We start from the raw sequence: 25,640 nt of genomic DNA, 5'->3' as shown, positions 1-25,640 counted from the left end.
GAATTTCAGGCATAAAAAAACCTGCTTGAAGCAGGTTGCTTGGTACACCCGAGTGGACTCGAACCACCGACCCCTACCATGTCAAGGTAGTGCTCTAACCAGCTGAGCTACGGGTGTATTGCATGATTTTCATTTTTGACTCTCTAAAGAGAGTGGTACACCCGAGTGGACTCGAACCACCGACCCCTACCATGTCAAGGTAGTGCTCTAACCAGCTGAGCTACGGGTGTATTGTGTTTTTCAGGCTGCCGCCCTCGAACGAGCGCTATATTAAGGGCGAGCAGCCGCCAGTTGCAAGTAAAAAAACACAAATTTTTATTGAGTGGCGAATTGCTGCACAACTTGCTGCAGCTTTGATCGCATTCGGCTTAATTTGTGCTCTCGTCAGAGATAACCGCGAACTGTTTGCCACTTTTCTGGATATATCTCAGACGGATAGCAAAGAGTATCGCGGCTACGGTCAAGCCGGCGATAAGCCCAATCCAGAATCCGTGTGCTCCCATGGCGGGTACCAGAAAATCGGTATACGCCAATACATAACCCAGGGTCATCCCCACAGCCCAATAGGCAAACAAGGTGATGAAAAAGGCGCTGCGGGTATCCTTGTAGCCACGAAGGGCACCGGCCGCAACCACCTGTACCGAATCTGACAACTGATATAGAGCAGCCATCAGCATCAGGCTGCCTGCCAGAGTGACCACTTCTGGGTTGTCGTTATAGAGCAGGGCAATCTCATACCTGAATACCACAGTCGCCACCGCGGTGAGCATGGCCAGAGAAAAGGCGATAGCCAATCCCACCTTGGTCACCAGTGCCGACACATCACTCTGGCCGCGGCCCAGATAATAACCGACCCGAATAGAAACGGCTATGCCGATTGAGAGTGGCAACATAAATACAATCGAGGAGAAATTCAGCGCAATTTGGTGCCCGGCCACGACAGTGGCACCGAGAGGCGCCAGTAACAAGGCGATCACCGCAAACAGACTGACTTCAAAGAACAGCGCCATGGCAATAGGCATGCCCAACTTGGTCATCTCCATAATGGTGTGCAAATGGGGTTTGTGAAATGCTTTGAAGGGAGCCAACTCGCTAAAGCGTTTATGCCACTGCATATAGATGGCCATGGCCAGTAGCATGGCCCAAAACACCAAAGCGGTAGCGACACCACAGCCGGCGCCGCCCATGGCGGGCATGCCAAAGTGACCATTGATAAAGATATAGTTGGCCGGGATATTCACCGCCAGGCCGACAAAACCTATGATCATGGTCGGCAGCGTATAGGAGATCCCTTCGCTGCAGCCCCTGAGCACCTGGTAGAGCACAAAGGCCGGCGCCCCCCAGAGAATGCCGTCAAGATAACCTATGGTCAGGCGCTTGAGCTCAGGTTCCAGTTCCATCCAATCCAAAATATGTGGCGCAGATGCCAGAAACAGCATCACACCCAAGGCGCCGGTTATGGCAATATAGGCAGCCTGAAAGGCAAGCGGTTGGATCGCCTTTTGGTTGTTTGCACCGTGATGATGGGCAAACATGGGAGTAAATGCCAGCAATAGGCCTTGAACGAACAGAATGGCCGGTAGCCAGAGACTGGTTCCGACAGCGACGGCTGCCATGTCGACAGCACTGACTCTGCCGGCCATCAGGGTATCGATAAACCCCATCATTGTCTGGGTAAGTTGTGCAATAAGCACAGGCAAAGCCAGTTGAACTAAGCGTTTGGCCTGAAAGCCGGTGTGATTCATGAAAGCAGCCCTAACAACTAAGCGAGTGAGAAAATGTTTACAGGTATTGTTCAAGCCAAGTGTGAAATCTTGGCGATCGAGAAAAAGCCCGGGCTAAATACCCTCGAAGTCGCTCTGCCTCCCGCCTTGCGCGAGGGATTGGAAATAGGAGCGAGTGTTGCCAACAACGGTGTTTGCCTGACGGTAACCCAGCTTGCTGATGATAGGGCGTTTTTCGACGTAATGGAAGAGACTCTGGCGGTGACTAATCTGGTCGGACTAAGGGTTGGTGCCAAGGTTAACATAGAGAGGTCACTCAAGTTTGGTACCGAGCTTGGGGGTCACATTCTTTCCGGCCATGTGCATACCCAGGCGCAGTTGGTGCATCTGGATATCAGTGACAGCCATTACAATATGCAGCTGGAAGTGGCCGAAGAGTGGTTGAAGTACATCTTCTATAAGGGCTTTATCGGTATCAATGGATGTAGCCTCACCGTTGGCGAGGTCAAAGGCAATCGCTTTATGCTGCATCTCATTCCTGAGACTCTCAGACTGACCAATCTGCAAGACTATCGGGAAGGGGATTGGCTGAATATCGAAATTGACAGTCAAACCCAAACGATAGTGGATACAGTCGAGCGGGTGCTGGCCCAGCGACAACTGGCCTGATAAAACCTGTCACGCTTTATGGGCGACGGTGCCTAGCAGGCAAGTGTAAGCCGGTAAAATTGACTGGGCCGAAGCTGGCTTGTCATATTCATTAGAGCTTTCAGTAGAGCTGTTCGTCATCGCCATCGACGTACAGCTCTATCATGTGCCTTTGGTCATTGATGTGCATCCGCATATGGATAGGGTTGCAACATACCCGGCAATCATTATAGAACTCCTGATCGCCGCCGCTGGCGTCGAGCTCCACCTTTTGATGGTGGCCGCAATGGGGGCAGCAGATAGTCTGACTCTTGAGTTGCATGGCTTCCTCCTTTGTCCGGTAGCGCTATGCCCTTTGGACGATAGAACCTCATATCACAACACAATTCAAGTATAGCCCCAGGCTGTGAGCAAAAGCTTGTCCCTTGAGTGTTTTTGGGTTGCGCAGGCAAGGGCTTATCCCGTAAAATTGCCAGCCTGCCCGGCGGAGACCTTAAGGCTCCTGTACTGCCTTAACCCAAGGGCTAAACACTTTTTTTAATTGATAACCAAGTGGCCCTACGTGTGGGTCACCACTGGACAAGGAATTTTCATGCCTGTAATTACACTTCCCGATGGGAGCAAACGCGAGTTTGCCAACCCAGTCTCTACACTCGATGTTGCTGCTGATATTGGTCCCGGTCTGGCGAAAGCCTGTATTGCCGGACGAGTCAACGGCGAGTTAAAAGATGCCTGTGATCTGATCGAAACAGATGCAGAACTGTCGATCATCACGGCCAAAGATGAAGAAGGGCTGGAAATCCTTCGTCACTCTTGCGCACACTTGTTGGGTCATGCGATCAAACAGCTGTGGCCTGAAACCAAGATGGCGATTGGTCCTGTTATCGATAACGGCTTCTACTATGACATCGACCTGGAGCATAAACTGACCCAGGAAGATCTGGAGAAGCTGGAAAAACGTATGCTGGAACTGGCCAAGACCAACTATGACGTGGTCAAGCGTGTGGTCAGCTGGCAGGAAGCCCGTGATACTTTCGAGTCTCGCGGCGAGCCTTACAAGATGGCGATCCTGGATGAGAACATCAGCCGTGATGCCACTCCGGCGCTGTATCACCATGAAGAATACACAGATATGTGTCGCGGTCCCCATGTGCCCAACATGCGTTTCTGCCATTTCTTTAAGCTGATGAATGTTGCCGGTGCCTACTGGCGCGGTAACTCAGACAACAAGATGTTGCAGCGTATCTATGGTACTGCCTGGGCCGACAAGAAAGCGCTCAAGACTCACCTGACCCGTCTGGAAGAAGCGGCCAAACGTGATCACCGTAAAATCGGCAAGCAGCTGGATCTGTACCACATGCAGGAAGAAGCTCCTGGTATGGTGTTCTGGCACAACGACGGCTGGAGTGTATTCCTTGAGCTTGAGCGTTTTATTCGCCAGAAGCTGAGCCAGTACGATTATCAGGAAGTGAAAGGTCCACTGATGATGGACCGCGTGTTGTGGGAACGTTCCGGTCACTGGGATAAATACGCCGAGGCGATGTTTACAACCAGCAGTGAGAACCGCGAATACGCCATCAAGCCGATGAACTGCCCCGGCCACGTACAGATTTTCAACCAGGGCCTCAAGTCCTATCGTGATCTGCCGCTGCGGATGGCTGAATTCGGCTGTTGTCACCGTAACGAGCCCTCGGGTGCCTTGCACGGTCTGATGCGGGTTCGTGGTTTTACCCAGGACGATGCGCACGTATTCTGTACTGAAGAGCAGGTGCAATCCGAAGTCAGCAAGTGTATCAAGATGGTGTACGACACCTATTCCACTTTCGGCTTCAGTAATATCGTAGTTAAGCTTTCCACTCGTCCAGAGAAGCGTATCGGTGACGATGCCATGTGGGACAGGGCAGAAGAAGCTCTGAAACAAGCGCTGCGCAGCAACGATATCGAATTTGAAATACTGCCAGGTGAAGGTGCCTTCTACGGCCCTAAAATCGAATTCACTCTGCATGATTGCCTGGATCGCGCCTGGCAGTGCGGTACAGTGCAGCTCGATTACGCCTTACCGGGACGCCTGGGCGCGACTTATGTCGCCGAAGACAACAGCCGTCAGACTCCTGTGATGATCCACCGTGCGATTTTGGGCTCTTTGGAGCGATTCCTCGGTATCCTCATCGAAGAGTTCGCGGGCCGCTTCCCAACCTGGCTGGCTCCTATGCAGGTTGTTGTTATGAACATAACAGACAAACAAGCTGATTATGTTGAAGAAGTAGTCGAATTCTTCAAGGAACAGGGCATACGCGCCTCTAAAGACTTGAGGAATGAAAAAATAGGCTTTAAAATACGCGAGCACACTTTGAGGCGGGTTCCTTATTTGCTGGTCATAGGTGATCAGGAGATGGAAAATCGGGAAGTCGCTGTGCGTACCCGAGACGGGGTGGACTTAGGCAAGATGCGAATCGATGATTTCGCCGCTAAGGTCAAGCAACAAATTTCACTCCGTAGTCTTGAATTGTTGGAGGATTAGGTCATAAAGATCAAAAAATCAGCAGGCCGTCAGGCGGCCCCGAATAGAATCAATGAAGAAATTACCGGCGTACCTGAGGTACGTTTGAATGGCGTGGATGGTGAAGCCATTGGTATCGTCAGCATCAAAGAGGCTCAGGAAGTAGCCGATGAGGCAGGTCTGGATCTGGTTGAGATCAGTCCTAATGCTGAGCCGCCTGTATGCCGTATCATGGACTACGGTAAATATCTGTTCGACAAGGCAAAAGCCCAGAAAGAACAGAAGAAGAAGCAGAAACAGATCCAGGTGAAGGAAGTTAAATTCCGCCCTGGTACTGATGAAAACGACTATCAGGTAAAACTACGCAACCTGATTCGTTTTCTGGAAGATGGAGACAAAGCGAAAGTTACGCTGCGTTTCCGCGGACGCGAAATGGCACACCAGAACCTGGGTATGGATCTTTTGAACCGTATCAAGGGCGATCTGGAAGAGTATGCGATTGTTGAATCTTTCCCGAAAATGGAAGGTCGACAAGCCATCATGGTGCTGGCGCCCAAGAAGAAATAGCAGGGCAATCCTGAAAAGTAGCAAAGGTCTACGGGCCTTTGCTCGCCTTGCGTTTTATTAATGTCCCAATGCGGAGTTTTAGTAATGCCTAAAATGAAAACCGACAAGGGTGTAGCGAAGCGTTTTAAGAAAACCGCCAATGGTTTCAAGCGTAAGCAAGCCCATCTGCGTCACATCCTGACCAAGAAGAGCACCAAGCGTAAGCGTCATCTGCGCGCCAAGTGTTTAGTTGCCAAAGCTGACGTGCCTATGATCGCACGCCAACTGCCATACGCTTAATTAGGAGGAATTGAAAAATGCCAAGAGTTAAGCGTGGTGTAACTGCACGAGCTCGTCACAAGAAAGTTCTTAAACTTGCCAAAGGTTACTACGGTGCCCGTTCACGTACTTTCCGTGTAGCGGTACAGGCCGTAACCAAAGCAGGTCAATATGCTTACCGTGACCGTCGCCAGAAGAAACGTCAATTCCGTCAACTGTGGATTGCACGTATCAATGCGGCTTCTCGTCAGAATGGTCTTTCATACAGCCGTTTCATCAACGGTCTGAAAAAGGCGTCTATCGAAATCGATCGTAAGATTTTGGCAGACATCGCTGTATTCGACAAAGTAGTGTTTGCTACTCTGGTAGAAAAAGCGAAGGAAGCACTGGCAAACTAATCTCTCAGGAGATAAGTTGTAGTTGCTGTTAAAAAGGGACCTAAGGTCCCTTTTTTCATACCTGTGATTTGCCTATGCTTCAATGCCTCAGACAAAAAAGCCAGTCATCAATGACTGGCTTTTTCAGTATATTGGCAGAGCTTATTTCTGAGCATCCAGGAAGCGCTCGGCATCCAGAGCCGCCATACAACCGGTTCCGGCTGAGGTGATGGCCTGACGGTAGTGCTGATCCATCACATCGCCGGCGGCGAATACGCCTTTGACGCTGGTCTGGGTGGCATTGCCATTGAGGCCGCTTTCGACCTTGATATAACCGCCATTCATCTCCAACTGGCCTTCGAAAATACCTGTGTTGGGGCTGTGGCCAATGGCGACAAACACCCCGGCCACTTCCAAATCGGAAATACCGCCGTCTTTGGTGCTCTTCATTTTGAGTCCGGTCACGCCCATGGCATCGCCGGTTACTTCATCCAATGTCTTGTCCAAGTGCAGAATTATGTTGCCGTTTTCGACTTTGTCCATCAGACGATCGATAAGAATCTTCTCAGAGCGGAAGGTATCGCGGCGATGGATCAGGTGTACTTCGGCAGCTATGTTGGAAAGATAGAGTGCTTCTTCAACAGCCGTGTTACCACCACCGATAACAGCCACTTTCTGATTGCGATAGAAGAAACCGTCACAGGTGGCACAAGCAGATACACCACGGCCCTTGAAGGCTTCTTCAGATGGCAGACCGAGATACTTGGCGGATGCGCCTGTGGCTATGATCAGCGCATCACAGGTGTACTCACCGTTGTCACCTTTCAAGGTGAAAGGGCGCTGTTGCAGATCCACTTCATTAATATGGTCGAAGATAATTTCGGTATCGAATTTCTCGGCATGCTTTTGCATCCGTTCCATCAGCGCAGGACCAGTCAGGCCTTCGGCATCGCCGGGCCAATTTTCGACTTCGGTCGTAGTGGTTAACTGGCCACCCTGCTGGATACCTGTGATCATCACAGGTTTGAGATTGGCGCGGGCAGCATAAACGGCTGCGGTATAGCCTGCGGGGCCTGATCCCAGGATCAAAAGATTACAATGTTTGGCTTGGCTCATTTTATTCTCCGTGCCTTGGCAAATTGCAGCGATTGTAGGTAATTTACCCCTAAGGGTAAAGCGCCAGGAATAGAATCTTCAAGATTGACTTAATCGAAAAAAAGGAGCCCAGAGGCTCCTTTAAAGCGATTAGTTGATTTACTTACTGTAACAGTTCGCTGGCAGCGGTATAAGCCATATTGTGGGCTTCGGCGACTTCTTTACAGGTGATTTTACCGTGCATCACGTTAAGACCATTCAGCAAGTGCTTGTCAGACAAGAGCGCGTCGCGGTAACCCAGACGGGCCAGCTTGAGAATGTAGGGCAGGGTAGCGTTGTTCAGGGCAAAGGTGGAAGTACGTGCCACGGCGCCCGGCATATTGGCTACACAGTAATGCACTACATCATCGACGATATAGGTAGGATCCTGGTGAGTTGTGGCATGAGAGGTTTCCACACAGCCACCCTGATCTATGGCGACATCCACTATGGCGGCCCCAGGCTTCATCTTCTTGATGTGCTCACGGGTAACCAGCTTGGGCGCTGCCGCGCCGGGGATCAACACGCCACCTATGACCAGATCGGCCTGCAATACATGCTTTTCAATGGCATCGGCCGTAGAGTAGATAGCCTTGACCTTGGAGCCGAACTGAACATTCAAACGACGCAGCGCGTCGATGGAGCGATCAAGCACCACTACATCGGCACCCATGCCCACCGCCATTTGCGCCGCATTGGTACCTACCATGCCGCCGCCGATAATCACAACTTTAGCAGGTTCAACCCCTGGGACTCCGCCGAGCAACATGCCCAGGCCGCCCATAGATTTTTCCAGCGCCATGGCACCGGCTTGGATGGACATGCGTCCGGCCACTTCTGACATGGGGGCCAGTAAAGGCAAGCCACCACGGTCATCAGTAACCGTTTCATAAGCGATACAAACAGCGCCGCTGTTGACCAGTTCTTCAGTTTGGGGCAGATCGGGGGCAAGGTGCAGATAGGTAAAGAGGATCTGGTCATGGCGCAGCATGGCACGTTCTACGGCCTGTGGCTCTTTGACTTTGACTATCATCTCAGCCTTGGCAAAAACCTCGGCGGCCGTGTCCAAAATAGACGCCCCGGCATCGATATAGTCCTGATCGGTAAACCCAATCCCATTACCAGCATTCGTTTCGATAAAAACCTGATGACCATGCATAGTCAATTCGCGTACGCTGGAAGGTACCATACCCACGCGATACTCATGGTTTTTGATTTCCTTTGGAACACCAATTATCATTTTCGAGCCTCAATATACTAAAAAACCCACTTTTAATGGGCATAATTGTTATTTTATAGTGACCTGAACGTGATCAATTCAGGAAAGTCTAGTATAGTATTGCCCGGGCAGATTATGCTGCTAAACTTCCGACATACGCAAAATTAAATGTTGTTTTAGTGATAAAACAAGGTTAAAAATATGGTAAATAATAAAAAGAGTCCTGTAAAAGACTTGGATCGTATCGATCGTAACATTCTTAATGAACTGCAAATTGACGGTCGCATTTCCAACGTTGAGCTTTCCAAACGTGTTGGTTTGAGTCCAACTCCCTGCCTTGAACGCGTCAAGCGTCTCGAAAAACAAGGTTACATTAACGGCTATACCGCACTGGTTAACCCGCACTTTTTGGGCGCATCCTTGTTGGTATTTGTCGAGATCACCCTCAACCGGGATACTCCGGAAGTCTTCGATAAGTTTAATCGCGCCGTGCAGCTTTTGGATGATATTCAGGAGTGCCACCTGGTATCGGGCGATTTCGATTATCTGCTGAAGACACGGGTATCCGATATGTCTGCCTATCGTAAATTGCTGGGCGAAACCTTGCTGAAGCTGCCTTCAGTGTCCGATACCCGTACCTACGTGGTGATGGAAGAGGTGAAGCAGACCAGCAAAGTGGCCATCAGTATTTCTGCTGAAGCCTAAACCTCGATTGTTAACGAGGGTAAAAGGGAGCCACAATGGCTCCTTTTTTGATCTCGGTTGTTTACTTTTTATCCCAGGCGGCGAGGCAGCATAAAAAAATGCCGCTATCCACTTGCTTTTAGAGGCTTTCGAAGGCTTATTCGCTGCACATTCAGGTTGATTCTGGTATCTTAAATCCATCTGTTTTTCGTTTGCTTATGGAAATCGCATTTGTCTCAGGGAAATAGCGTCAGAACCCTCAGCGGCCTACAACGTCTGCTGGAAGGGGGGCTTATTCTGTGCTGCATGGTCGCCATCTATATATTGTTGGCGCTTGGCAGCTTTCATCCCGGTGATCCGGGCTGGAGTCAGTCTAACTATCAAGGGGAGATCGAAAATGTCACCGGTGCCGTAGGTGCCTGGCTGGCCGATGTCCTGTTCTATTTCTTTGGCTATACCGCCTATCTTATTCCGATCATCATTGCCGGAACCGGTTGGTTGATCTTCAGGCGTGCCCACAGACTGCTGGAAGTGGATTACTTTTCGGTCGGCTTGCGCCTGATTGGCTTTCTGTTGATGGTGCTGAGTCTGGCAGCCTTGGCCAGTATGAATGCCGGCGATATCTATGAATTTTCGGCCGGTGGTGTGGCCGGGGATGTAATAGCTCAGGCTATGCTGCCTTACTTCAACCAGTTGGGTACCACACTGCTGCTGCTTTGCTTTGTCGGCGCGGGTTTTACCCTGCTGACGGGAATAAGCTGGCTTACCATAGTCGAGCTCACCGGCTTGGCAACTATCTGGTGTTTTCGCAAGCTCAAGCAGTTGCCTGCACGTCTGTCAGGCCCGAAAGAAACCGAAGATACCCGCGGTTTTATGTCTGTAGTGGACAAGTTCCGTCGCGAGCGCGATGAAGTTGAACCGGAAGAAGTGCTCGAGGAGGATGACGATGAAGAGGTTATTGAAGCCCCCGTTAAGAAATCCGGGCTGCTGAGTCGTTTCCGTAAAAAGGATAAGCAAGTTCAAGAGAGTGAAGCGGCGATTGCCGATGACAAAGCCGACATAGAGCCTAAGCGTCAGGGCAGGGTAGAGCCGGTGCTTTCTGCAGGTGTTGCTGGAAGTGCAACTGCCAAGGCTGCGGGCATTTCTCCGGACAATGCCGAAGACACGCCACCTTGGCAAGATGAAGCAGAAGGAAGCGAGACTATCGACTTTGATAAGCGGGTCTCAACCGGTGCCATCAGCCATAAAGAGCGGCAATTGCAGACCCAGAAGGCCAGAGTCGAAAACGGCATTATCATTTTGCCCGGTGAAGAGGGTGCTGCAAAGGAGAGTAAGCAACCCATGGATCCTTTGCCGAGTATCTCACTGCTGGATGTGCCCAACCGCAAGAAGAACCCTATCAGTGAAGAAGAGCTGGATCAGGTAGCGCGTTTGGTGGAAAGCAAACTTGCAGACTTCAACATTACCGCGCAAGTGGTTGGTGTCTATCCAGGTCCTGTGATTACCCGCTTTGAGCTGGACTTGGCCCCTGGGGTCAAGGCTTCAAAAATCTCTAACCTATCCAAAGATTTGGCGCGTTCGCTGCTGGCAGAAAGCGTGCGGGTGGTTGAGGTTATTCCGGGTAAGGCCTATGTGGGGCTGGAACTGCCCAACAAGTTCCGCGAAACCGTATTTATGCGTGATGTGCTCGACTGCCAGGCGTTCAAGGACAGTAAATCCAATCTCACTATGGTGCTGGGACAAGACATTGCAGGCGATCCGGTCGTGGTGGATTTGGCCAAGATGCCGCACCTTTTGGTGGCAGGTACTACAGGCTCGGGTAAGTCGGTTGGGGTCAACGTGATGATCACCAGTCTGCTGTATAAGTCCGGCCCTGAAGATGTGCGCTTTATTATGATAGATCCCAAGATGCTGGAGCTTTCTGTCTATGAAGGTATTCCGCACCTCTTGTGTGAAGTGGTCACGGATATGAAAGAGGCCGCCAATGCGCTACGCTGGTGTGTCGGTGAGATGGAGCGGCGTTACAAACTGATGTCGGCGCTCGGGGTACGTAACCTCAAGGGCTTCAATGCCAAAATCGCCGAGGCCAAGGCTGCCGGCGAGCCGATTTACGATCCTATGTGGAAGTCCAATGAAAGCATGGAAGATACGGCACCTGAGCTCGACAAGTTGCCCTCGATCGTCGTTGTAGTGGACGAATTTGCCGACATGATGATGATAGTCGGCAAGAAGGTGGAAGAGCTGATTGCCCGTATCGCCCAGAAAGCCCGCGCCGCCGGTATTCACCTTATTCTGGCAACCCAGCGCCCGTCTGTGGATGTGATAACAGGCCTTATCAAGGCCAACATCCCTACTCGAATCGCTTTCCAGGTTTCTTCCCGTATCGACTCGCGCACCATTTTGGATCAGCAGGGCGCCGAAACCTTGCTGGGGATGGGTGATATGCTCTATCTGCCCCCGGGTACCGGCGTGCCTAACCGAGTTCACGGCGCCTTTGTGGACGATCACGAAGTGCATGCCGTGGTTGCCGATTGGCATGCCCGCGGTAAGCCTCAGTATATTGATGAAATACTGCAGGGTGCCAGCGACGGCGAGCAGGTGTTACTGCCCGGTGAAGCACCTGAAGGCGGCGATGATGAGCTGGATGCGCTCTACGATGAAGCCGTTGCTTTTGTTACCGAAACCCGCCGCGGCTCTATCTCCAGTGTGCAGCGCAAGTTCAAGATAGGCTATAACCGCGCCGCCCGCATCATAGAGCAGATGGAGCTTCAAGGGGTTGTTAGTGCCCAGGGGCATAATGGTAACCGCGAAGTATTGGCTCCACCACCGCCAAGATAAGACAGATTTGAGGTATAGATGAATAAAAGCATTATGTTTCTTGCTCTGGCCGTCAGCCTACCTGTAATGGCCGATGATGCCGGTGTGCTCAGAGAAAAGCTGGATGCCATCGCCGGCTTGAAAGCCGACTTCCAACAGCAAGTCACAGATATCAATGGCAAGCTTATTCAGCAAGGCAGTGGCGAGCTCGCCTTGGCGCAGCCGAATCAGTTTTACTGGCATCTGCAGCAGCCGGATGAATCTGTGATTGTCGCAGATGGCAAAGACGTTTGGATTTATAACCCGTTCGCCGAGGAAGTGAGCGTACTGGCGCTGGAAAATGCCATTGCCGCTTCGCCCATGACGCTTTTGGTGCGCCGCGACGAGGCCAGTTGGGCTCGCTATAACATCACTCTGGATAAAGAGTGTTTCCAGATAGCACCCAAAACAGAAGAGGCCGGAGTACAACAGGTCAGCGTCTGTTTCAACGATGACACTTTGACCCGACTGGCACTGAAAGACACTCAGGGTAATTTCAGTCAGTTCAACCTGAGCGAGCAACAGCCGCTGACAGATAGCGACAAGAGATTGTTCCAATTTGAGGTTCCCGAAGGCGTTTCCATTGACGATCAGCGCCCGGGGCAGGAAGGTTAACCTTGTCCAGCCTGAGCTTTGATTTTGCCCCCGACTTTCGGCCCCTGGCTGCAAGAATGCGTCCGGCGACGCTGGAGCAATATGTCGGTCAGCAGCATCTGTTGGGACCTGGGCAACCGCTGAGACTGGCATTGGAGGCCGGCAAGGCCCATTCCATGATGTTCTGGGGGCCGCCGGGTACCGGCAAGACTACGCTGGCAGAGCTGGTTGCTCATTATGCCAACGCCCATGTGGAGCGAATATCTGCGGTCACATCCGGGGTGAAAGAGATCCGCTCGGCGATAGAACACGCCAAAAACGTGGCGCAATCGCGCGGCCAGCGCACCTTGCTGTTTGTCGATGAGGTACACAGATTCAACAAGAGCCAGCAGGATGCCTTTCTGCCTTTTATTGAAGATGGCACAGTAATTTTTATCGGCGCCACCACAGAAAACCCTTCGTTTGAAATCAATAACGCTTTGCTCTCCAGAGTGCGGGTATATCTGATTAAGCGTCTCGATGAAGCCGAGATTGCTACCATAGTGACCCAGGCGCTTGCTGATGAAGAGCGTGGCCTAGGCAAACGCCGGTTGCAGATGCCACCTGAGCTGATGGCCAAGTTGGCGACTCTCGCCGATGGCGATGCCCGCAAGGTTCTCAACCTGGTAGAGCTGATGAGTGACATGCTGCCGGATGGCGGTAGTTTTACCGAAGCCATGCTGGTGCAGGTGGCCGGTGAGCAGTTGGCGGGGTTCGATAAGAATGGCGATCAGTACTACGACCTGATCTCAGCCGTGCACAAATCGATTCGCGGCTCGGCGCCGGATGCGGCGCTCTATTGGTTTTGTCGCATGCTGGAAGGGGGCTGCGATCCTCTGTATGTCGCAAGACGCCTGCTGGCGATAGCCTCTGAAGATGTGGGGAATGCCGACCCTACCGCGATGACAGTCGCCCTCAACGCCTGGGACTGTTTTCACCGGGTCGGTCCGGCAGAGGGCGAGCGCGCCATAGCGCAGGCGATTGTTTATCTGGCCTCGGCGCCCAAGAGCAATGCGGTGTACACAGCCTTTAAGGCGGCCAGGCAACTGGCCCGGGAAACCGGCCAGCAGCCTGTACCCATGCACTTGAGAAATGCGCCGACCGAGCTGATGAAATCCATCGGCGCCGGTGAGGGCTATCGTTATGCCCACGATGAGGCCAATGCCTACGCCGCCGGCGAATGTTATTTCCCCGAAGCCTTGGCCGAGAGTCGTTTTTATTATCCGACCGAGCGGGGGTTTGAGAAACGGATCCGCGATAAGTTGGCGCAGCTTTGCCAACTCGACAGTCAAAGTGAGAACAAAAGGTATGATTAATCTGACCGTTGTTGCCCTTGGTGGTGCAACCGGCGCAGTTTTGCGCTACCTGATATCGATATTTGTGCTCCAGCTATTTGGCAGTGGTTTTCCTTTTGGTACACTGGCTGTTAATGTACTTGGCTCATTTCTGATGGGGATGATATATGCACTGGGGCAACTCAGTCATATCAGCCCTGAGATCAAGGCGCTGGTCGGTGTCGGATTTCTTGGTGCACTGACAACCTTCTCAACTTTCTCAAATGAAACCTTACTGCTGATACAGGGAGGTGAGTTGCTAAAGGCATTTCTGAATGTGGCGTTGAACCTGGGACTGTGCCTGGCCATGGTTTACCTGGGACAACAGCTGATTTTTTCACGTGTATAACTGATAAGACAAGTAGACATGTTAGATCCAAAATATCTGCGTAATGAACTCGCAACAACTGCGGAGCGTTTGGCGACCCGCGGTTTTATCCTCGATGTAGACAGGCTGACCAAGCTGGAAGAAAAGCGCAAGTCGCTGCAGGTGGAAACCGAAGAGCTGCAGGCCAGTCGCAATGCCATCTCCAAGTCCATAGGTCAAGCCAAGTCCCGCGGTGAGGACGTTGCCCCTATCATGGCGCAGGTAGGTGATCTCGGCAGCCAGTTGGACAGCAAAAAACAAGAGCTGAGTGCACTGCTTCAAGAGCTGGACGCTATTGCCATGAGCATTCCCAACTTGCCGGATGAATCTGCTCCCGTGGGCGCAGACGAAAACGACAACGTGGAAATCCGCCGCTGGGGCACGCCAAGAGAGTTTGACTTTCCGGTAAGAGATCATGTGGATCTCGGTGAACAGCTCAAAGGACTGGATTTCAAGAGTGCCGTAAAGGTAACGGGTTCACGCTTTATCTTTATGCAGGGCCAAATTGCCCGTATGCACCGCGCTCTGGCGCAGTTCATGCTGGATTTGCATACCCAGGAGCACGGCTACACGGAATGCTATGTGCCTTTACTGGTCAACGAAGCCAGCCTCAAGGGCACAGGCCAACTGCCCAAGTTTGGTGAAGATCTGTTTCACACCAAACCGGCCACAGAGGAAGGTCAGGGGCTTAGCCTGATACCAACCGCAGAAGTGCCGCTGACCAACCTGGCCCGCGATACCATACTGGATGAAGCCGAGCTGCCAATCAAGTTGACCGCTCACACACCATGCTTCCGCAGTGAAGCCGGCTCTTACGGTAAAGATACCCGCGGCCTTATACGCCAACACCAGTTTGACAAGGTCGAAATGGTGCAGTTGGTGAAGCCGGAAGATTCGGAAGCTGCATTGGAAGAGTTGGTCAGTCACGCTGAAAATGTACTGAAGAAGCTGGGGCTGCCGCACAGAACTATCGTCCTGTGTACCGGTGATATGGGCTTTGGTGCCGCCAAGACCTACGACGTTGAAGTCTGGGTTCCGGCTCAAAATACCTACCGTGAGATCTCTTCCTGCTCCAACGTGCGTGACTTCCAGGCGCGGCGCATGCAGGCCCGTTATCGCGCCAAAGACGACAACAAGCCCAAGCTTATCCACACTCTGAATGGTTCAGGACTGGCGGTTGGTCGTACTCTGGTAGCCATTTTGGAAAACTACCAAAATGCCGATGGTAGTGTCACAGTACCTGAAGCCCTGCGCAGCTATATGGGTGGCATTGAAAAAATAGGTTGATGGGTGAGGTCATATGGATAAAGGTCAGCGCTACCTGCGCTGGCTTGCCTACGTGGCCGTCATCGCAGTTTTTTCTGCCCTGTTTTTAGCCACGCTCGGCAAGGCAGCCATGCTGGTATATGAGAATTTAAAATAGTTATTCAAATAGTAAAAAGCCCCGAGAACCGGGGCTTTTTTGTGTGCAGAATCGAGTCGCTTTAAATACACTTGGCCGGCTTGGGCAGCCCGGCAATCTTGGTTGCCTGCTTGGCTGGCCCCATCGGGAACAGGGTGTAGAGGTACTTGGAGTTACCTTTCTCCGGCCCCAGTGCCTGGCCGATAGCCTTGACCAATACCCGAATAGCCGGGCTGGTCTTATATTCAAGATAAAAGTTACGCACAAAGTTAACCACTTCCCAGTGGGCATCGGTCAGCTCTATCTCTTCGCCTGCGGCGATGACAGGCGCCAGCTCGGGCGTCCAATCGGAAACCTGCTTCAAGTACCCTTGAGGATCGGTCGCTATCTGCTTGTCATTGAATTGAATGAAATCTACCACGAAATAACCTTTGTATGAGCCAATATCAGCGCTACCAGCGCCGGATAATCCAACTGTTCATAATTACCAAGAAAGTCCTCGAGCCCGCGGGCTTTGACGTCATCGGCCACCAGCACCACTTTAAAGGGGGACAGTGCCATGGCCCATTGACGTTTCAGCAGGGCGCTTACTGCATCGCCTGCCAGCAGAAACACGTCTGTCTTGCCGGCATATCTCAGTGCGCAGGACAGCGCAGTGTCGCGCGCCGCCGATGTTTGTATTTGGTGTAATATCATCAGAAAACCATGACCTCATCGGCATCCAGCAGGGCCTGGCGGATCTGCTCGTTATCACAAATGGTGGCAGGAATAACCAGTTCGGTGCGGCCAAGTCCCAGCTCCTGCAACGATTGTTTGCAGACCAGTACAGTCTCTATGTCATAGAGGGGCAGCGCACCCAAGGTGGCGATATAGTCCTTGCAACCGATAAGCTCAGGTTGCTGCTGCTTCAGCAGCGTAAGCACGCCTTCATCGGTAAATATCAGGCTCACCTCTTGCTCGAAACTGGCGCTCAGCAGCGCCAGATCCAGGCCTTCGCGGCCGGAAGCCGACCCATGCGGTGCTCGGCGAAAAATAATGGCTAATTTCTTCATTAAAAACTCACCAGACGATCACTCTTTTCAAGCCCGGTGACCAACTCGCCAAGCCCCCCCATGGTAAATCCAGCGGCGAGATTGGCACTCGCTTTGGCGTTATCCTTGGCATCCTGTGCTGAAAGCACACCGCGGCGCAGGGCGGCAGAGACGCAATTCACCAGATTAAGCTGCCACTCCTTTGCCAGCTGCTGCCAGGCGGCAGTTAAGTCCAATTCGTCGGACGCCGGCGCGCATAGCGCATTGGACTGGCTCACCCCATCCTGATAAAAGAATACGCAGTGAACCTCATGGCCTGCTTGCAGGGCAGCCCGGGTATACTTGAGTGCATGGAAGCCAGCCGCCGGGCCGTAGATACTGCCATTCACCATAATAATAAGTTTGCTCATACCAAAAAAAATGACCCTGAATTAGGGCCATTTTAACCTATTTTCCGTCCCGAGGGGATCAGTCATCACCACCGGCACCCATCAGGTGCAGCAGGCTGATAAACAGGTTGAGAAAATCCAGGTACAAGGCAATGGTGGCGCGAATATAGTTGGTCTCACCACCATTGACGATACGGCTGGTATCAAACAGGATAAAACCTGTCATCAGCAGGGCGATACCCGCGTTTACCGCCATAAATACCGCGCCGTTACCGACAAAGATATTGATCACCGCAGCGGCAATGACGACCACCAGACCGGCAATCAAGAAGCCGCGCATAAAGGAAAAATCTTTCTTGGTGGTCACGGCATAGGCCGACAGGGCGACGAAGATGGCTGATGTCAGACCAAAGGCCTGAATAATCAGCTCAGGGCCGTTACTCATACCGGCGTAATGATTGAGGATATAACCCAGAGACGCGCCTTCAATACCGGTAAAGGCAAATACCCAAAAGATCCCGGCGGCAGATTCCGCTTTTCTCAAGGTGACGAACAGCAACACCAAGCCACCGATGGAAAGTCCCAGTGACATCATGGGGCCGATACCCATCGCCATGGCGATGGCGGCACATACGGCTGAAAACCCTATGGTCATTGCCAGCAGCATGTAGGTGTTTCTGAGCATTTTGTTCACTTCCATAGTGGAAGTTTGGCTCGAATAAAGGGTTTGCTGAGTCATTTGCTTCTCCGAAGGTTGACTGACATAGCCCGGGTTGGCGGCCCGGCTAGTTTCCATGTTAGAGCAGTTTAAACCGTATATGGTTCCGCTGCAGGTTTCCTGTTATAGATTGTGCCATTAAACACTGAATCTTTTATGAATTAAAGTCAGGCGAGCCACTCTCTGTGCAGTTTTTCGGTATCGCCCAGATAATCCAGTACCCATTTGAGCGCCGGCGACATCTTGTTGGCATTCCACGCCAGGCAGCAGGAGCTTGCAGCCAGAGGAGTGGCCAGCTGTTTTTCCACCAGGGCACCGGCGCGAATAAAGGGGCTGGCCAGGTGTACCGGCATATAACCTATCCCCAAGCCTTCACGGAAGCAGTTGATGGCGCGGATCCAATCCGGCACCACCAAGCGGCGCTGATTGTCCAGTAACCAGGTGTGGCGCTTGGGGATCTCTCTTGAAGTATCGTCCAGGCAAATAGAAGGGAAGGGCCTGAGCTCTTCATCTTCCAGAGGCCGGTCGATAGCGGCCAAAGGGTGGGACTTGCTCACCAGAAATGCCCACTCGATATCGCCCATGTCTCTGTGATGGTAGGCGCCGCCGACCGGGATGGCAGTGGTGGCGCCAATGGCAACATCGCTGCGACCGGTAGACAAGGCCTCCCAGACACCGTTGAACACCTCAATACGGATGATCAGCTCCACATCGGTGAAGTGACGATAGAAGTCGGCAATCAGCACACTGATCCTGTCTGCCCTGACGATATTGTCCAAAGCGATGGATAACGTCGGCTGCCAACCATTGGCTACCCGCTGGGTTTCCCGTTTCAGGTCGTCCAGTTGCTTGAGCATAATCCTGGCTTCCTTGACAAAGTGAGCCCCGGCGGGCGTCAAACTGACGCTGCGGTGATGACGCTCAAACAGCACGACTCCCAGTTCTTCTTCAATCTGCTTAATGGCATAACTCACGGCGGATGGCACCTTGTGCAACTTGTTGGCTGCGGCGGTGAAACTGCCAAGGTGAGAAACAATATCGATAAGTTGCAACGATTGTTCAGAAAGCATGGCGATTCCTTGCTGTGAGATTATTTGAAAGCATAGGTCAAAAATAAACGTTTCACCTCGATTGAGCAAGGCTTTAGACTGCTCCGGCATTCATATTACTTTTGTCTTAAGTTGTAATCAGGTTGTATATGACTCTTAAATATTTCATGTTTTTATGCTATCTCGCGCTCCTTAGCATGTTGGCTTTCATCGCGACCGACATGTATCTCCCAGCATTCAAAGCAATTGAAGGCTCGCTTGGCGCCAGCTCATCTCAGGTGGCCATGTCCTTGACCTCTTTCCTGGCCGGATTGGCCTTGGGGCAACTGCTTTACGGCCCTCTAGTGCAGCGTTTCGGGAAACGCAATTCACTGCTAGGTGGCTTGGCGCTGTTTGCCCTGGCGACAGTCAGTATAGGTTTCAGTGACAATATCATCATGCTCAACTGTGCCCGTTTCTTCCAGGCGATTGGTGTCTGCAGTGCTGCCGTCATTTGGCAGGCTTTGGTGGTAGAACAGTATGATGCCAAAGATTCACAGCGCATCTTCTCCAACATCATGCCCTTGGTGGCCTTGTCACCGGCCTTGGCGCCTATTCTCGGCGCCAAGGTGCTTGGGCATCTGGGCTGGGAAGCGATATTTTTCATTTTGGCGGCGACGGCAACGGCATTGATGGCGCTGACTATGGTGTTGGTGAAGCCGGCAAATGAAGGCGCTTCCAAAGCTGAAGAAAAAGTGGCCTACAAGACCTTTTTCAACAACACAGGTTATTTGGGCAATGTGCTCATCTATGGTGCTTGCTCAGGCGCTTTCTTTGCCTATCTGACACTCTGGCCGATAGTGATGGAACAGCACGGTTATGAAGCAGACGCCATAGGTTTAAGCTTTATTCCGCAAACCATCATGTTTATTGTCGGTGGCTATGCCAGTAAGTTGCTTATCCGCAGGGTAGGCAGCGAGATGACGCTTAAACTGTTGCTGGCCCTGTTTGGTTTGTGTGTGTTGGCGATTGCCTTGGCGACTTTGGTATTCAAGGCGCAAACCATCTATCCATTGCTTATTGCATTTTCTGTGCTGGCCGCGGCCAATGGTGCCATTTATCCGATAGTGGTTAACAGTGCGCTGCAACATTTCAGTCAGTGCGCCTCCAAAGCGGCCGGGCTGCAAAACTTTTTACAGATCACCTTGGCATTCGGAGCATCAAGCCTGGTTGCTGTGTGGGCCACGGCCGGGGAAACTGCTATTGCCTGGGGGATCCTGGGTTGTAGTGCGCTGGTATTTGCTGGCTATAAACTGCGTCAGTTTGCCGGCTGGTCGCAGGTGGGGGCAGGTTTTACCAAGCCGGATCCCGCGCGTTTGGCGCTGCATGCAGAAGAAACGCCCAAAGACTGAGTGCAGATTGAGCAAATAGATAAGGCCGTGACATTTTCTGCTTTACAGTCTCATATCCTCGCTATAGTATTTGCAGCGTTCGGAGGGGTGGCAGAGTGGTTGAATGCACCGGTCTTGAAAACCGGCATGGGTTTATAGCCCATCCAGGGTTCAAATCCCTGCTCCTCCGCCATATTCAGGGAAGCCCGCTTATGAGAATAGGCGGGCTTTTTCGTATCTCAGTTTTGATGATAGCGATTAGCCAGGTATAGGCGGTTAGAGAATGGCGGGTTTATAGCGCCGTCATGCAGGGTTCAAATCCATGCTCCTTTGCCATATTCTGAGAAGCCCGCTTGTGAAAGCAGGCGGGCTTTTTCGTATCTCATTTTTGATGATTGCCATTAGCCTGGTATCGGTTAGCGGATTGCCGGGTTTATAGCGCCATTATGCAGGGTTCAAATCCCTGCTCCTTTGCCATATTCAAAGAGAACAGCTTTTTGTAAACTGGCTGGCCTTTTCATGTCTGCTCTCCATATCTATTCAAGTTGGTCGTATTCAGAAGACCGTTAGAATTATCGCAGTTATCAGCCTTATATCTTGGTTTCCCCCAAAGAACTCTATTGGTATTACCCTGGTTGTCTGCATTTGGGACAGGTGGATAAATAATCCTTCGACTTTGTTGGTTTTTCAGCATTTAACTTGTTGCTTTGTCGAACTTTAGGCATAGTGTGGGCGCTGGAAATTCCCCCGGCGAAGATGGATAAGCAGGAAAAGGAAGGAGTTAGGTGATGGATAAGCCTGAAGTACCCGCAATCGGCATAGATTTGGGCACCACCAACAGCGCCATTGCGCTTTGGCGCGACGGTAAGGTGCAGATGATCCCCAATGCCTTGGGAGAGGATTTAACCCCGTCGGTCGTCAGTATCGATGAGGATATGCACCTATTGGTTGGTCGTCCGGCCGCCGAACGTTTAATGACTCATCCACGCAATACTGCCGCCATATTCAAACGTTTTTTGGGCAGTGAGAAACGCTATCGCCTCGGAGGTCAGGAGTTCAGCACCACTGAGCTTTGCACCATCATACTCAGTACCCTCAAGGCCGATGCCGAAGCCTATCTTGGGCACGCCATTAAGCAAGTGGTGATTTCTGTACCGGCTTACTTCAATGATCAGCAGCGCAAACAAGTGCATACGGCTGCGGAGCTGGCCGAGCTGGAAGCGGTACGCCTTATCAATGAACCCACAGCCGCCGCCATGGCTTACAGCTTACACGAGTCCCATAGCCGACGTTTCCTGGTGTTTGATATAGGTGGTGGTACCTTCGATGTCACCATTGTCGAGTTCCAGGATGGCATCATAGAAGTTCGCGCTTCGGCCGGTGATAACCGTCTGGGTGGTGAAGACTTCACTCAGGATCTGCTCGATGGCGTGTTGCAAAAGCTGCAACTGGAGCGTGAAAGCCAATCTCTCAAGTACCTCAGTCAGCTCTATTACGCCTGTGAAAATGCCAAGCGTCACAGTAATGGCCAGGGAACCCGGGTCTGTTTGAGTGGCGAGCAGGATATCAACCTCGAGTTCGACGGCCATGAGCTGGAAAAGATTTGGCAACAGACACTGAACCGGCTGCGAAAACCGCTGAGCCAGGCACTTGCCGATGCCAGATTACAGCCTGAAGAGATAGATGAACTCATTCTGGTGGGTGGTGCTAGCCGTCAGCATCATGTAAAGCAGGTCGCTACCAGGTTACTGGGCCGCTTTGGCCGCCAGGAGCTGGATCCTGACCGGGTGGTGGCCATGGGCGCAGCCATTCAGGCCGCCTGTCGTTTGCGCGATGAAGCGGTAGAGGAGCTGATCCTCACCGATGTTTGTCCCTTCAGTCTGGGGATCCGGGTAGAGAGCAATGGCCAGTCCGGGGTGTTTAGCCCCATCATAGAACGCAACACTGTGGTGCCGGTATCGCTGGAGCAACGCTATTACGCCGGTCATGAAGAGCAGAGCCAGGTGTGTATCGCCATCTATCAGGGAGAGAGCCTTTGGGTTGCCAATAATCTGCACATTGACGATCTCGATATCGATATTCCAACCGGGAAAGGGTTGCAATCGGTGGATGTCAGATTCAGCTACGATATCAACGGTATGCTTGAAGTGGATGTCACCATCACCAGCACAGGAGAGATACACCAGAAAGTGATAGATCGCAGCCCGACCGGGGTATCGGAAGACGATAGACAAGCCAGCAGGCAAAGGCTTGCCAGATTGAAAGTGCATCCCCGCGAGCAACTACCCAACCTCAACCTGACGGAAAAGTTACATCGCATGTATGAGGAATGCCTGGGAGGCGAGCGGCGTCAGATAGAACACTGGTTGCTGAGTTTTGAACAGGCTCTGGCCTCCCAGGATGAAAACTATATTCGTGATGTGCGCCAGGCGATTCAAAATGCACTGGCGCACTGGGATCAATAAACAATTTCCTCCAGGGGAATTCTTCTGGGTTCTTTAAAACTCTTCGGCCAGCCGTGACGCATTGAAGATGCGGCTTGTGTGCCTGCGGCAGCCAGCAGGTGGCCGAGAAGCAGCGGCAGCGCCCACCAGAAGCTGTTACCCACCAAGGCCAACACTATGGCAAAGGTGCTCCACACCCCATAGTTGCGGGCGCCTTTCGATGTCTGGCGGGTACTGCAGATCCTGAATACCATAAACAGGTTAAAGGCCAGAAACACCAAGAGTTTTCCTTTATGAGCCTCGAGTTGCTGCACTATGGACATAGGGTCGAGCAGTGAGGCTGCGCTGTCGGGATAGATGGGGAATACGAAAAAACCGTGCAGTGCCACCAGTAGTGCCCAGACAAAAAGGCGCTTGCCGCTGTGCAGATTAAAGCGTTGCGGCGCTTTCTCTCGGTCGTCACTGATGACCTGGTTGAGCTTATCTTCCAGCAGTTGGCACAATAGCTTGGCGGTGTTTTGCCTGTCACCGGCAAGCTTGGGTTGCGACTTGTGAAAGTCCTCTACCAAGGTGCCATTAAACCCTGCACGTGAGATGTCATTGGCCAGCAAGGCTATGCAGTAACAGGCCGGATAGACATAGTCTTTGGCTTCTTTTTTCGCCGCACAGGCATCAATGGCTTCCGGATGAATGCCCCGTTCCCAATCATCATTCAGCAGACCATAGGCCAGGGTATTGTCGTCGTAGTAATACTCTTCGAAATTGATATTTTGCTCTTTCAGCTGCCCCTGAAGCTTCTCCAGTTGTGGCGTGGTGACATAGCGCCAGCTATTAGTGGCGTTGGGGTGATATCTCAGTGCCGCCCAGAGTATCAGGGTATTGTGTATATCGTCAGTGGTTTCAACCCTGCGATTGATCAAGGCACCCAGTGCCGTCAGTTGCTCGGCATCAATCTGTTGCCAGAGCTCTTCATCGCTTAAGCTTGATTGCGCCAAGCGCTCAACCTGGTTGCGCAGCTCTATGCAAAACACAAACTGCTTGGGCCAACGCATGACGGCTTCGGCAATCAGCGGCGAGATGCTTTGCGGATCCGCACACATCTGCCAAGCCAAGGCAAAGGGAGTGTCCTTGATTGGCTGCGGCAACTGCGTCAGTGAAAGTGCCTGACGCATCGCCAAGCGATGGCTGATTTTGCTCCATGGCAATGAATAGTAGAACTCTGCCCACTCCAGGGCGATATCCGCTTGGGAACTTTGCTCCTTGGCGGCTTGCTCGCCGTTTTCAGCGTCCGATGAATGCTCAAATGCCGACAGCAATGGCTGACGTACCCCCTCACGTTGCCAGATCAGCATGCCAAACAGGCTGGGATCTTCCGTCAGCTGTGACAGCCATTCTTCGGCTTCGGCTCTTTGACACAAGGCCCGCTGCCAGCTATCCGGCAGCAGGGGATGGCGCTGGCCAACTTGCAGCCACTCCTCGGGCGTGGGTTGGCTGAAGGCCTGGACATCGGGCGCAGGCATAGTAAACCAGTTGGGCTGGCCATAACCTGCCGCCAGTGCTTCAAACACGGCATGCTTGGGTCTATTGGCGAGGATCTCTGTCGCAATGCCGCAAAGTAACTCGCCGAGATAATGCCAACCGGCTTCCACGCGATCGCAAGCCGGCAATTGAGCGAACTGTTCAATCTGTTGCCAACTGCCCAGCTGACATGCCCAGAACAATCTCGCCAACGCGCCTTCATAACCGGGCAAGGACTTCAGCGGCAATATGGTGTGGGGCATAGCGCCTTCGTTGAATACCGTCTTGTACAGCAGTTGCTCGATGAAATCCGCCTCTTGGGGTTCATCAAACCAGCACTCTTCAAAGGCGGCCGATATTCGCCAGTTCCCGCCTTGCTGACAGGCCAATGCCTTAAACCAAAGTGCCAAACGCGGCGTGCTCGGCAGATACCATTTTTCCAGATGTTCGGCCAATAGCTGAGGCAGCTCGGCTTGCTTGAGCTCATCGGCGAGTTTGAGTGCTAAGGATTCCTTACCGCAGCGGCGGCTGATCTCGGCCAGCAGCACCAAATCTTCGCCCCAGAGTTCGCCTTGCTGCAACACAAAGTCACATAACTCAAGCAACTGTTCCACGGGCCAATTCAGGTTTAACGCCCTGATAACCCTGAGTTGGACAATCGCAAGCGCAGGGTGCAGCACGCCGCAGACATGACCGCTAAAGAACAACATGCGGATCTGTGGGAAATCACAGTCAAGCAGTGCATTTTGCAATGGTTGGTAATAGCTTTGGATGGCGATTTGAGTCGCATTATCCTGCGTCGCCAACCAGTCCAGCGGCGCAGGGCTCGGCCGCGAAATCCACCAATCGAAAAAAGCCGCTCTTTGTTGCTGCGCCTTATCGCCCCGCTCAAGTGAGCTCCACTCCAGTGCATGCCACAAATGACTGATAATTTGTCCTGGCAGCCAGCGCCAATTGAGTATCTCCGCCTGAACCCACTGCGACAGCTGGGCTTGGCAGGAAAGAGAGCTTTGGCCGACACGCTCGGCCCACTGATACCAGTGTTCATTGTCAAAGCGCAGGCGCTCATTGCCCAACATGCTCATCAGCTGCTGGAACAGACTCTCCGGGGTTTCAACCTGGGCTTTGGCAGCTGTTTGCTGGGTTTCCGGCGGCTGGGCCCGGTATCGCGGCTTAGACTCTTGTTGCGGCAATGGTTGTGCTTTGGCCGCTGTGGGCGAGGACGTGTTCAGCTCCAGCGGTTTGGCCTGGGTTGCCGGGCGGGCCGCAGCCAGGGCTTGCTCGTAGGCGCTGCGCAGTGCTCTGAAGCCTTCCGGGTTATCCTCCGGGTGACAGTCGCGGAGCTGGGTGCGGTAAGCCTGCTTGATGGCTGTTTCATCTTGGGTGGCGGTGATACCGAGTATTTGCCAGATATCCAT

25 protein-coding genes and 3 tRNA genes are annotated in these 25,640 nt (G+C 52.3%); 15 read left to right on the top strand and 13 right to left on the bottom strand.

Annotation, left to right across the window (positions count from 1 at the left end; genetic code table 11):
• Nucleotides 1-40: 40 nt before the first annotated feature.
• The 3 genes from HCX89_RS10740 to HCX89_RS10730 all read right to left on the bottom strand — a co-directional run bounded on the left by HCX89_RS10740 (nt 41) and on the right by HCX89_RS10730 (nt 1,745).
• A tRNA-Val gene (locus HCX89_RS10740) sits at nt 41-117 on the bottom strand.
• 36 nt (nt 118-153) lie between these two features.
• Nucleotides 154-230, bottom strand: a tRNA-Val gene (locus tag HCX89_RS10735).
• A 138-nt stretch (nt 231-368) separates the two neighbouring features.
• Complete coding sequence (locus HCX89_RS10730; protein ID WP_025009723.1) at nt 369-1,745, bottom strand: MATE family efflux transporter; 1,377 nt, start codon at nt 1,743-1,745, stop codon at nt 369-371.
• A 33-nt stretch (nt 1,746-1,778) separates the two neighbouring features.
• On the opposite strand from HCX89_RS10730, the gene HCX89_RS10725 reads away from it, so the two are divergent.
• On the top strand, nt 1,779-2,393 hold the full coding sequence (locus HCX89_RS10725; protein WP_071238139.1) for a riboflavin synthase: 615 nt from the start codon (nt 1,779-1,781) through the stop codon (nt 2,391-2,393).
• Nucleotides 2,394-2,493: 100 nt separating this feature from the next.
• Here the strand turns inward: HCX89_RS10725 and HCX89_RS10720 are convergent, their stop codons facing one another.
• On the bottom strand, nt 2,494-2,694 hold the full coding sequence (locus HCX89_RS10720) for a CPXCG motif-containing cysteine-rich protein (protein ID WP_025009725.1): 201 nt from the start codon (nt 2,692-2,694) through the stop codon (nt 2,494-2,496).
• Between the two features lie 270 nt (nt 2,695-2,964).
• Here HCX89_RS10720 and thrS point away from each other — a divergent pair, with 270 nt between their 5' ends.
• The 4 genes from thrS (at nt 2,965) to rplT (ending at nt 6,095) form a co-directional block, all read left to right on the top strand.
• Complete coding sequence (gene thrS / locus HCX89_RS10715; protein WP_044734468.1) at nt 2,965-4,893, top strand: threonine--tRNA ligase; 1,929 nt, start codon at nt 2,965-2,967, stop codon at nt 4,891-4,893.
• Nucleotides 4,894-4,896: 3 nt separating this feature from the next.
• Entirely contained in the window at nt 4,897-5,439 is a 543-nt protein-coding gene (gene infC / locus HCX89_RS10710) for a translation initiation factor IF-3 (protein ID WP_071238140.1), read from the top strand.
• An 84-nt stretch (nt 5,440-5,523) separates the two neighbouring features.
• Nucleotides 5,524-5,718, top strand: coding sequence for a 50S ribosomal protein L35 (gene rpmI / locus HCX89_RS10705; protein WP_025009728.1), 195 nt, complete (start codon nt 5,524-5,526; stop codon nt 5,716-5,718).
• A gap of 17 nt (nt 5,719-5,735) precedes the next feature.
• Nucleotides 5,736-6,095 carry a 50S ribosomal protein L20 gene (rplT, locus tag HCX89_RS10700; protein ID WP_025009729.1) on the top strand — a complete coding sequence of 120 codons (360 nt, stop codon included), beginning with the start codon at nt 5,736-5,738 and terminating at the stop codon, nt 6,093-6,095.
• Between the two features lie 141 nt (nt 6,096-6,236).
• Here rplT and trxB read toward each other — a convergent pair whose 3' ends face one another.
• A complete protein-coding gene (gene trxB / locus HCX89_RS10695; protein ID WP_071238141.1) occupies nt 6,237-7,190 on the bottom strand; it encodes a thioredoxin-disulfide reductase in 954 nt (317 codons plus the stop codon).
• Between the two features lie 142 nt (nt 7,191-7,332).
• Nucleotides 7,333-8,448 carry an alanine dehydrogenase gene (gene ald / locus HCX89_RS10690; protein ID WP_025009730.1) on the bottom strand — a complete coding sequence of 372 codons (1,116 nt, stop codon included), beginning with the start codon at nt 8,446-8,448 and terminating at the stop codon, nt 7,333-7,335.
• A 180-nt stretch (nt 8,449-8,628) separates the two neighbouring features.
• Here ald and lrp point away from each other — a divergent pair, with 180 nt between their 5' ends.
• From lrp to HCX89_RS22990, 7 genes are all read left to right on the top strand, one after another.
• Nucleotides 8,629-9,132, top strand: coding sequence for a leucine-responsive transcriptional regulator Lrp (lrp, locus tag HCX89_RS10685; RefSeq protein WP_025009731.1), 504 nt, complete (start codon nt 8,629-8,631; stop codon nt 9,130-9,132).
• A 210-nt stretch (nt 9,133-9,342) separates the two neighbouring features.
• Nucleotides 9,343-11,949, top strand: coding sequence for a DNA translocase FtsK (locus tag HCX89_RS10680; protein WP_167716019.1), 2,607 nt, complete (start codon nt 9,343-9,345; stop codon nt 11,947-11,949).
• Between the two features lie 18 nt (nt 11,950-11,967).
• Complete coding sequence (gene lolA / locus HCX89_RS10675; protein WP_071238143.1) at nt 11,968-12,582, top strand: outer membrane lipoprotein chaperone LolA; 615 nt, start codon at nt 11,968-11,970, stop codon at nt 12,580-12,582.
• Between the two features lie 2 nt (nt 12,583-12,584).
• Nucleotides 12,585-13,916 (top strand): replication-associated recombination protein A, encoded by a 1,332-nt coding sequence (locus tag HCX89_RS10670; RefSeq protein ID WP_101056514.1) that lies wholly within the window; start codon nt 12,585-12,587, stop codon nt 13,914-13,916.
• Nucleotides 13,909-14,283 carry a fluoride efflux transporter CrcB gene (gene crcB, locus HCX89_RS10665; RefSeq protein ID WP_167716017.1) on the top strand — a complete coding sequence of 125 codons (375 nt, stop codon included), beginning with the start codon at nt 13,909-13,911 and terminating at the stop codon, nt 14,281-14,283. Before HCX89_RS10670 ends, crcB begins: the two co-directional genes overlap by 8 nt.
• A gap of 18 nt (nt 14,284-14,301) precedes the next feature.
• Nucleotides 14,302-15,588, top strand: a complete 1,287-nt coding sequence (gene serS, locus HCX89_RS10660) for a serine--tRNA ligase (protein WP_101058793.1) — start codon at nt 14,302-14,304, stop codon at nt 15,586-15,588.
• Between the two features lie 13 nt (nt 15,589-15,601).
• Nucleotides 15,602-15,724 (top strand): hypothetical protein, encoded by a 123-nt coding sequence (locus HCX89_RS22990; protein ID WP_025009737.1) that lies wholly within the window; start codon nt 15,602-15,604, stop codon nt 15,722-15,724.
• A 61-nt stretch (nt 15,725-15,785) separates the two neighbouring features.
• Here the strand turns inward: HCX89_RS22990 and HCX89_RS10655 are convergent, their stop codons facing one another.
• The 6 genes from HCX89_RS10655 to punR all read right to left on the bottom strand — a co-directional run bounded on the left by HCX89_RS10655 (nt 15,786) and on the right by punR (nt 18,911).
• Nucleotides 15,786-16,124, bottom strand: a complete 339-nt coding sequence (locus tag HCX89_RS10655) for a TusE/DsrC/DsvC family sulfur relay protein (protein WP_025009738.1) — start codon at nt 16,122-16,124, stop codon at nt 15,786-15,788.
• Nucleotides 16,118-16,399, bottom strand: coding sequence for a sulfurtransferase complex subunit TusB (gene tusB / locus HCX89_RS10650; protein ID WP_167716015.1), 282 nt, complete (start codon nt 16,397-16,399; stop codon nt 16,118-16,120). Before tusB ends, HCX89_RS10655 begins: the two co-directional genes overlap by 7 nt.
• Nucleotides 16,399-16,755, bottom strand: coding sequence for a sulfurtransferase complex subunit TusC (tusC, locus tag HCX89_RS10645; RefSeq protein WP_025009740.1), 357 nt, complete (start codon nt 16,753-16,755; stop codon nt 16,399-16,401). Before tusC ends, tusB begins: the two co-directional genes overlap by 1 nt.
• Complete coding sequence (tusD, locus tag HCX89_RS10640) at nt 16,755-17,144, bottom strand: sulfurtransferase complex subunit TusD (RefSeq protein ID WP_107352121.1); 390 nt, start codon at nt 17,142-17,144, stop codon at nt 16,755-16,757. Before tusD ends, tusC begins: the two co-directional genes overlap by 1 nt.
• Nucleotides 17,145-17,202: 58 nt before the next feature.
• Complete coding sequence (locus tag HCX89_RS10635; protein WP_167716013.1) at nt 17,203-17,862, bottom strand: Bax inhibitor-1/YccA family protein; 660 nt, start codon at nt 17,860-17,862, stop codon at nt 17,203-17,205.
• A gap of 146 nt (nt 17,863-18,008) precedes the next feature.
• Nucleotides 18,009-18,911 carry a DNA-binding transcriptional activator PunR gene (gene punR / locus HCX89_RS10630; protein WP_028779875.1) on the bottom strand — a complete coding sequence of 301 codons (903 nt, stop codon included), beginning with the start codon at nt 18,909-18,911 and terminating at the stop codon, nt 18,009-18,011.
• Between the two features lie 128 nt (nt 18,912-19,039).
• Here punR and punC point away from each other — a divergent pair, with 128 nt between their 5' ends.
• The 3 genes from punC (at nt 19,040) to HCX89_RS10615 (ending at nt 22,725) form a co-directional block, all read left to right on the top strand.
• Nucleotides 19,040-20,281 carry a purine nucleoside transporter PunC gene (gene punC / locus HCX89_RS10625; RefSeq protein WP_302476691.1) on the top strand — a complete coding sequence of 414 codons (1,242 nt, stop codon included), beginning with the start codon at nt 19,040-19,042 and terminating at the stop codon, nt 20,279-20,281.
• An 81-nt stretch (nt 20,282-20,362) separates the two neighbouring features.
• Nucleotides 20,363-20,453 (top strand) — tRNA-Ser (locus HCX89_RS10620).
• Between the two features lie 595 nt (nt 20,454-21,048).
• Entirely contained in the window at nt 21,049-22,725 is a 1,677-nt protein-coding gene (locus HCX89_RS10615) for an Hsp70 family protein (RefSeq protein ID WP_167716012.1), read from the top strand.
• Here HCX89_RS10615 and HCX89_RS10610 read toward each other — a convergent pair.
• Complete coding sequence (locus tag HCX89_RS10610; RefSeq protein ID WP_167716009.1) at nt 22,719-25,640, bottom strand: J domain-containing protein; 2,922 nt, start codon at nt 25,638-25,640, stop codon at nt 22,719-22,721. The two genes, HCX89_RS10615 and HCX89_RS10610, sit on opposite strands and share 7 nt — an antisense overlap.

Origin of the sequence: Shewanella sp. Iso12 (assembly GCF_012030025.1) — a bacterium.
In the GTDB taxonomy this organism is placed as follows: domain Bacteria; phylum Pseudomonadota; class Gammaproteobacteria; order Enterobacterales; family Shewanellaceae; genus Shewanella; species Shewanella algae.
This window is presented reverse-complemented; position numbering and strand designations above follow the sequence as displayed.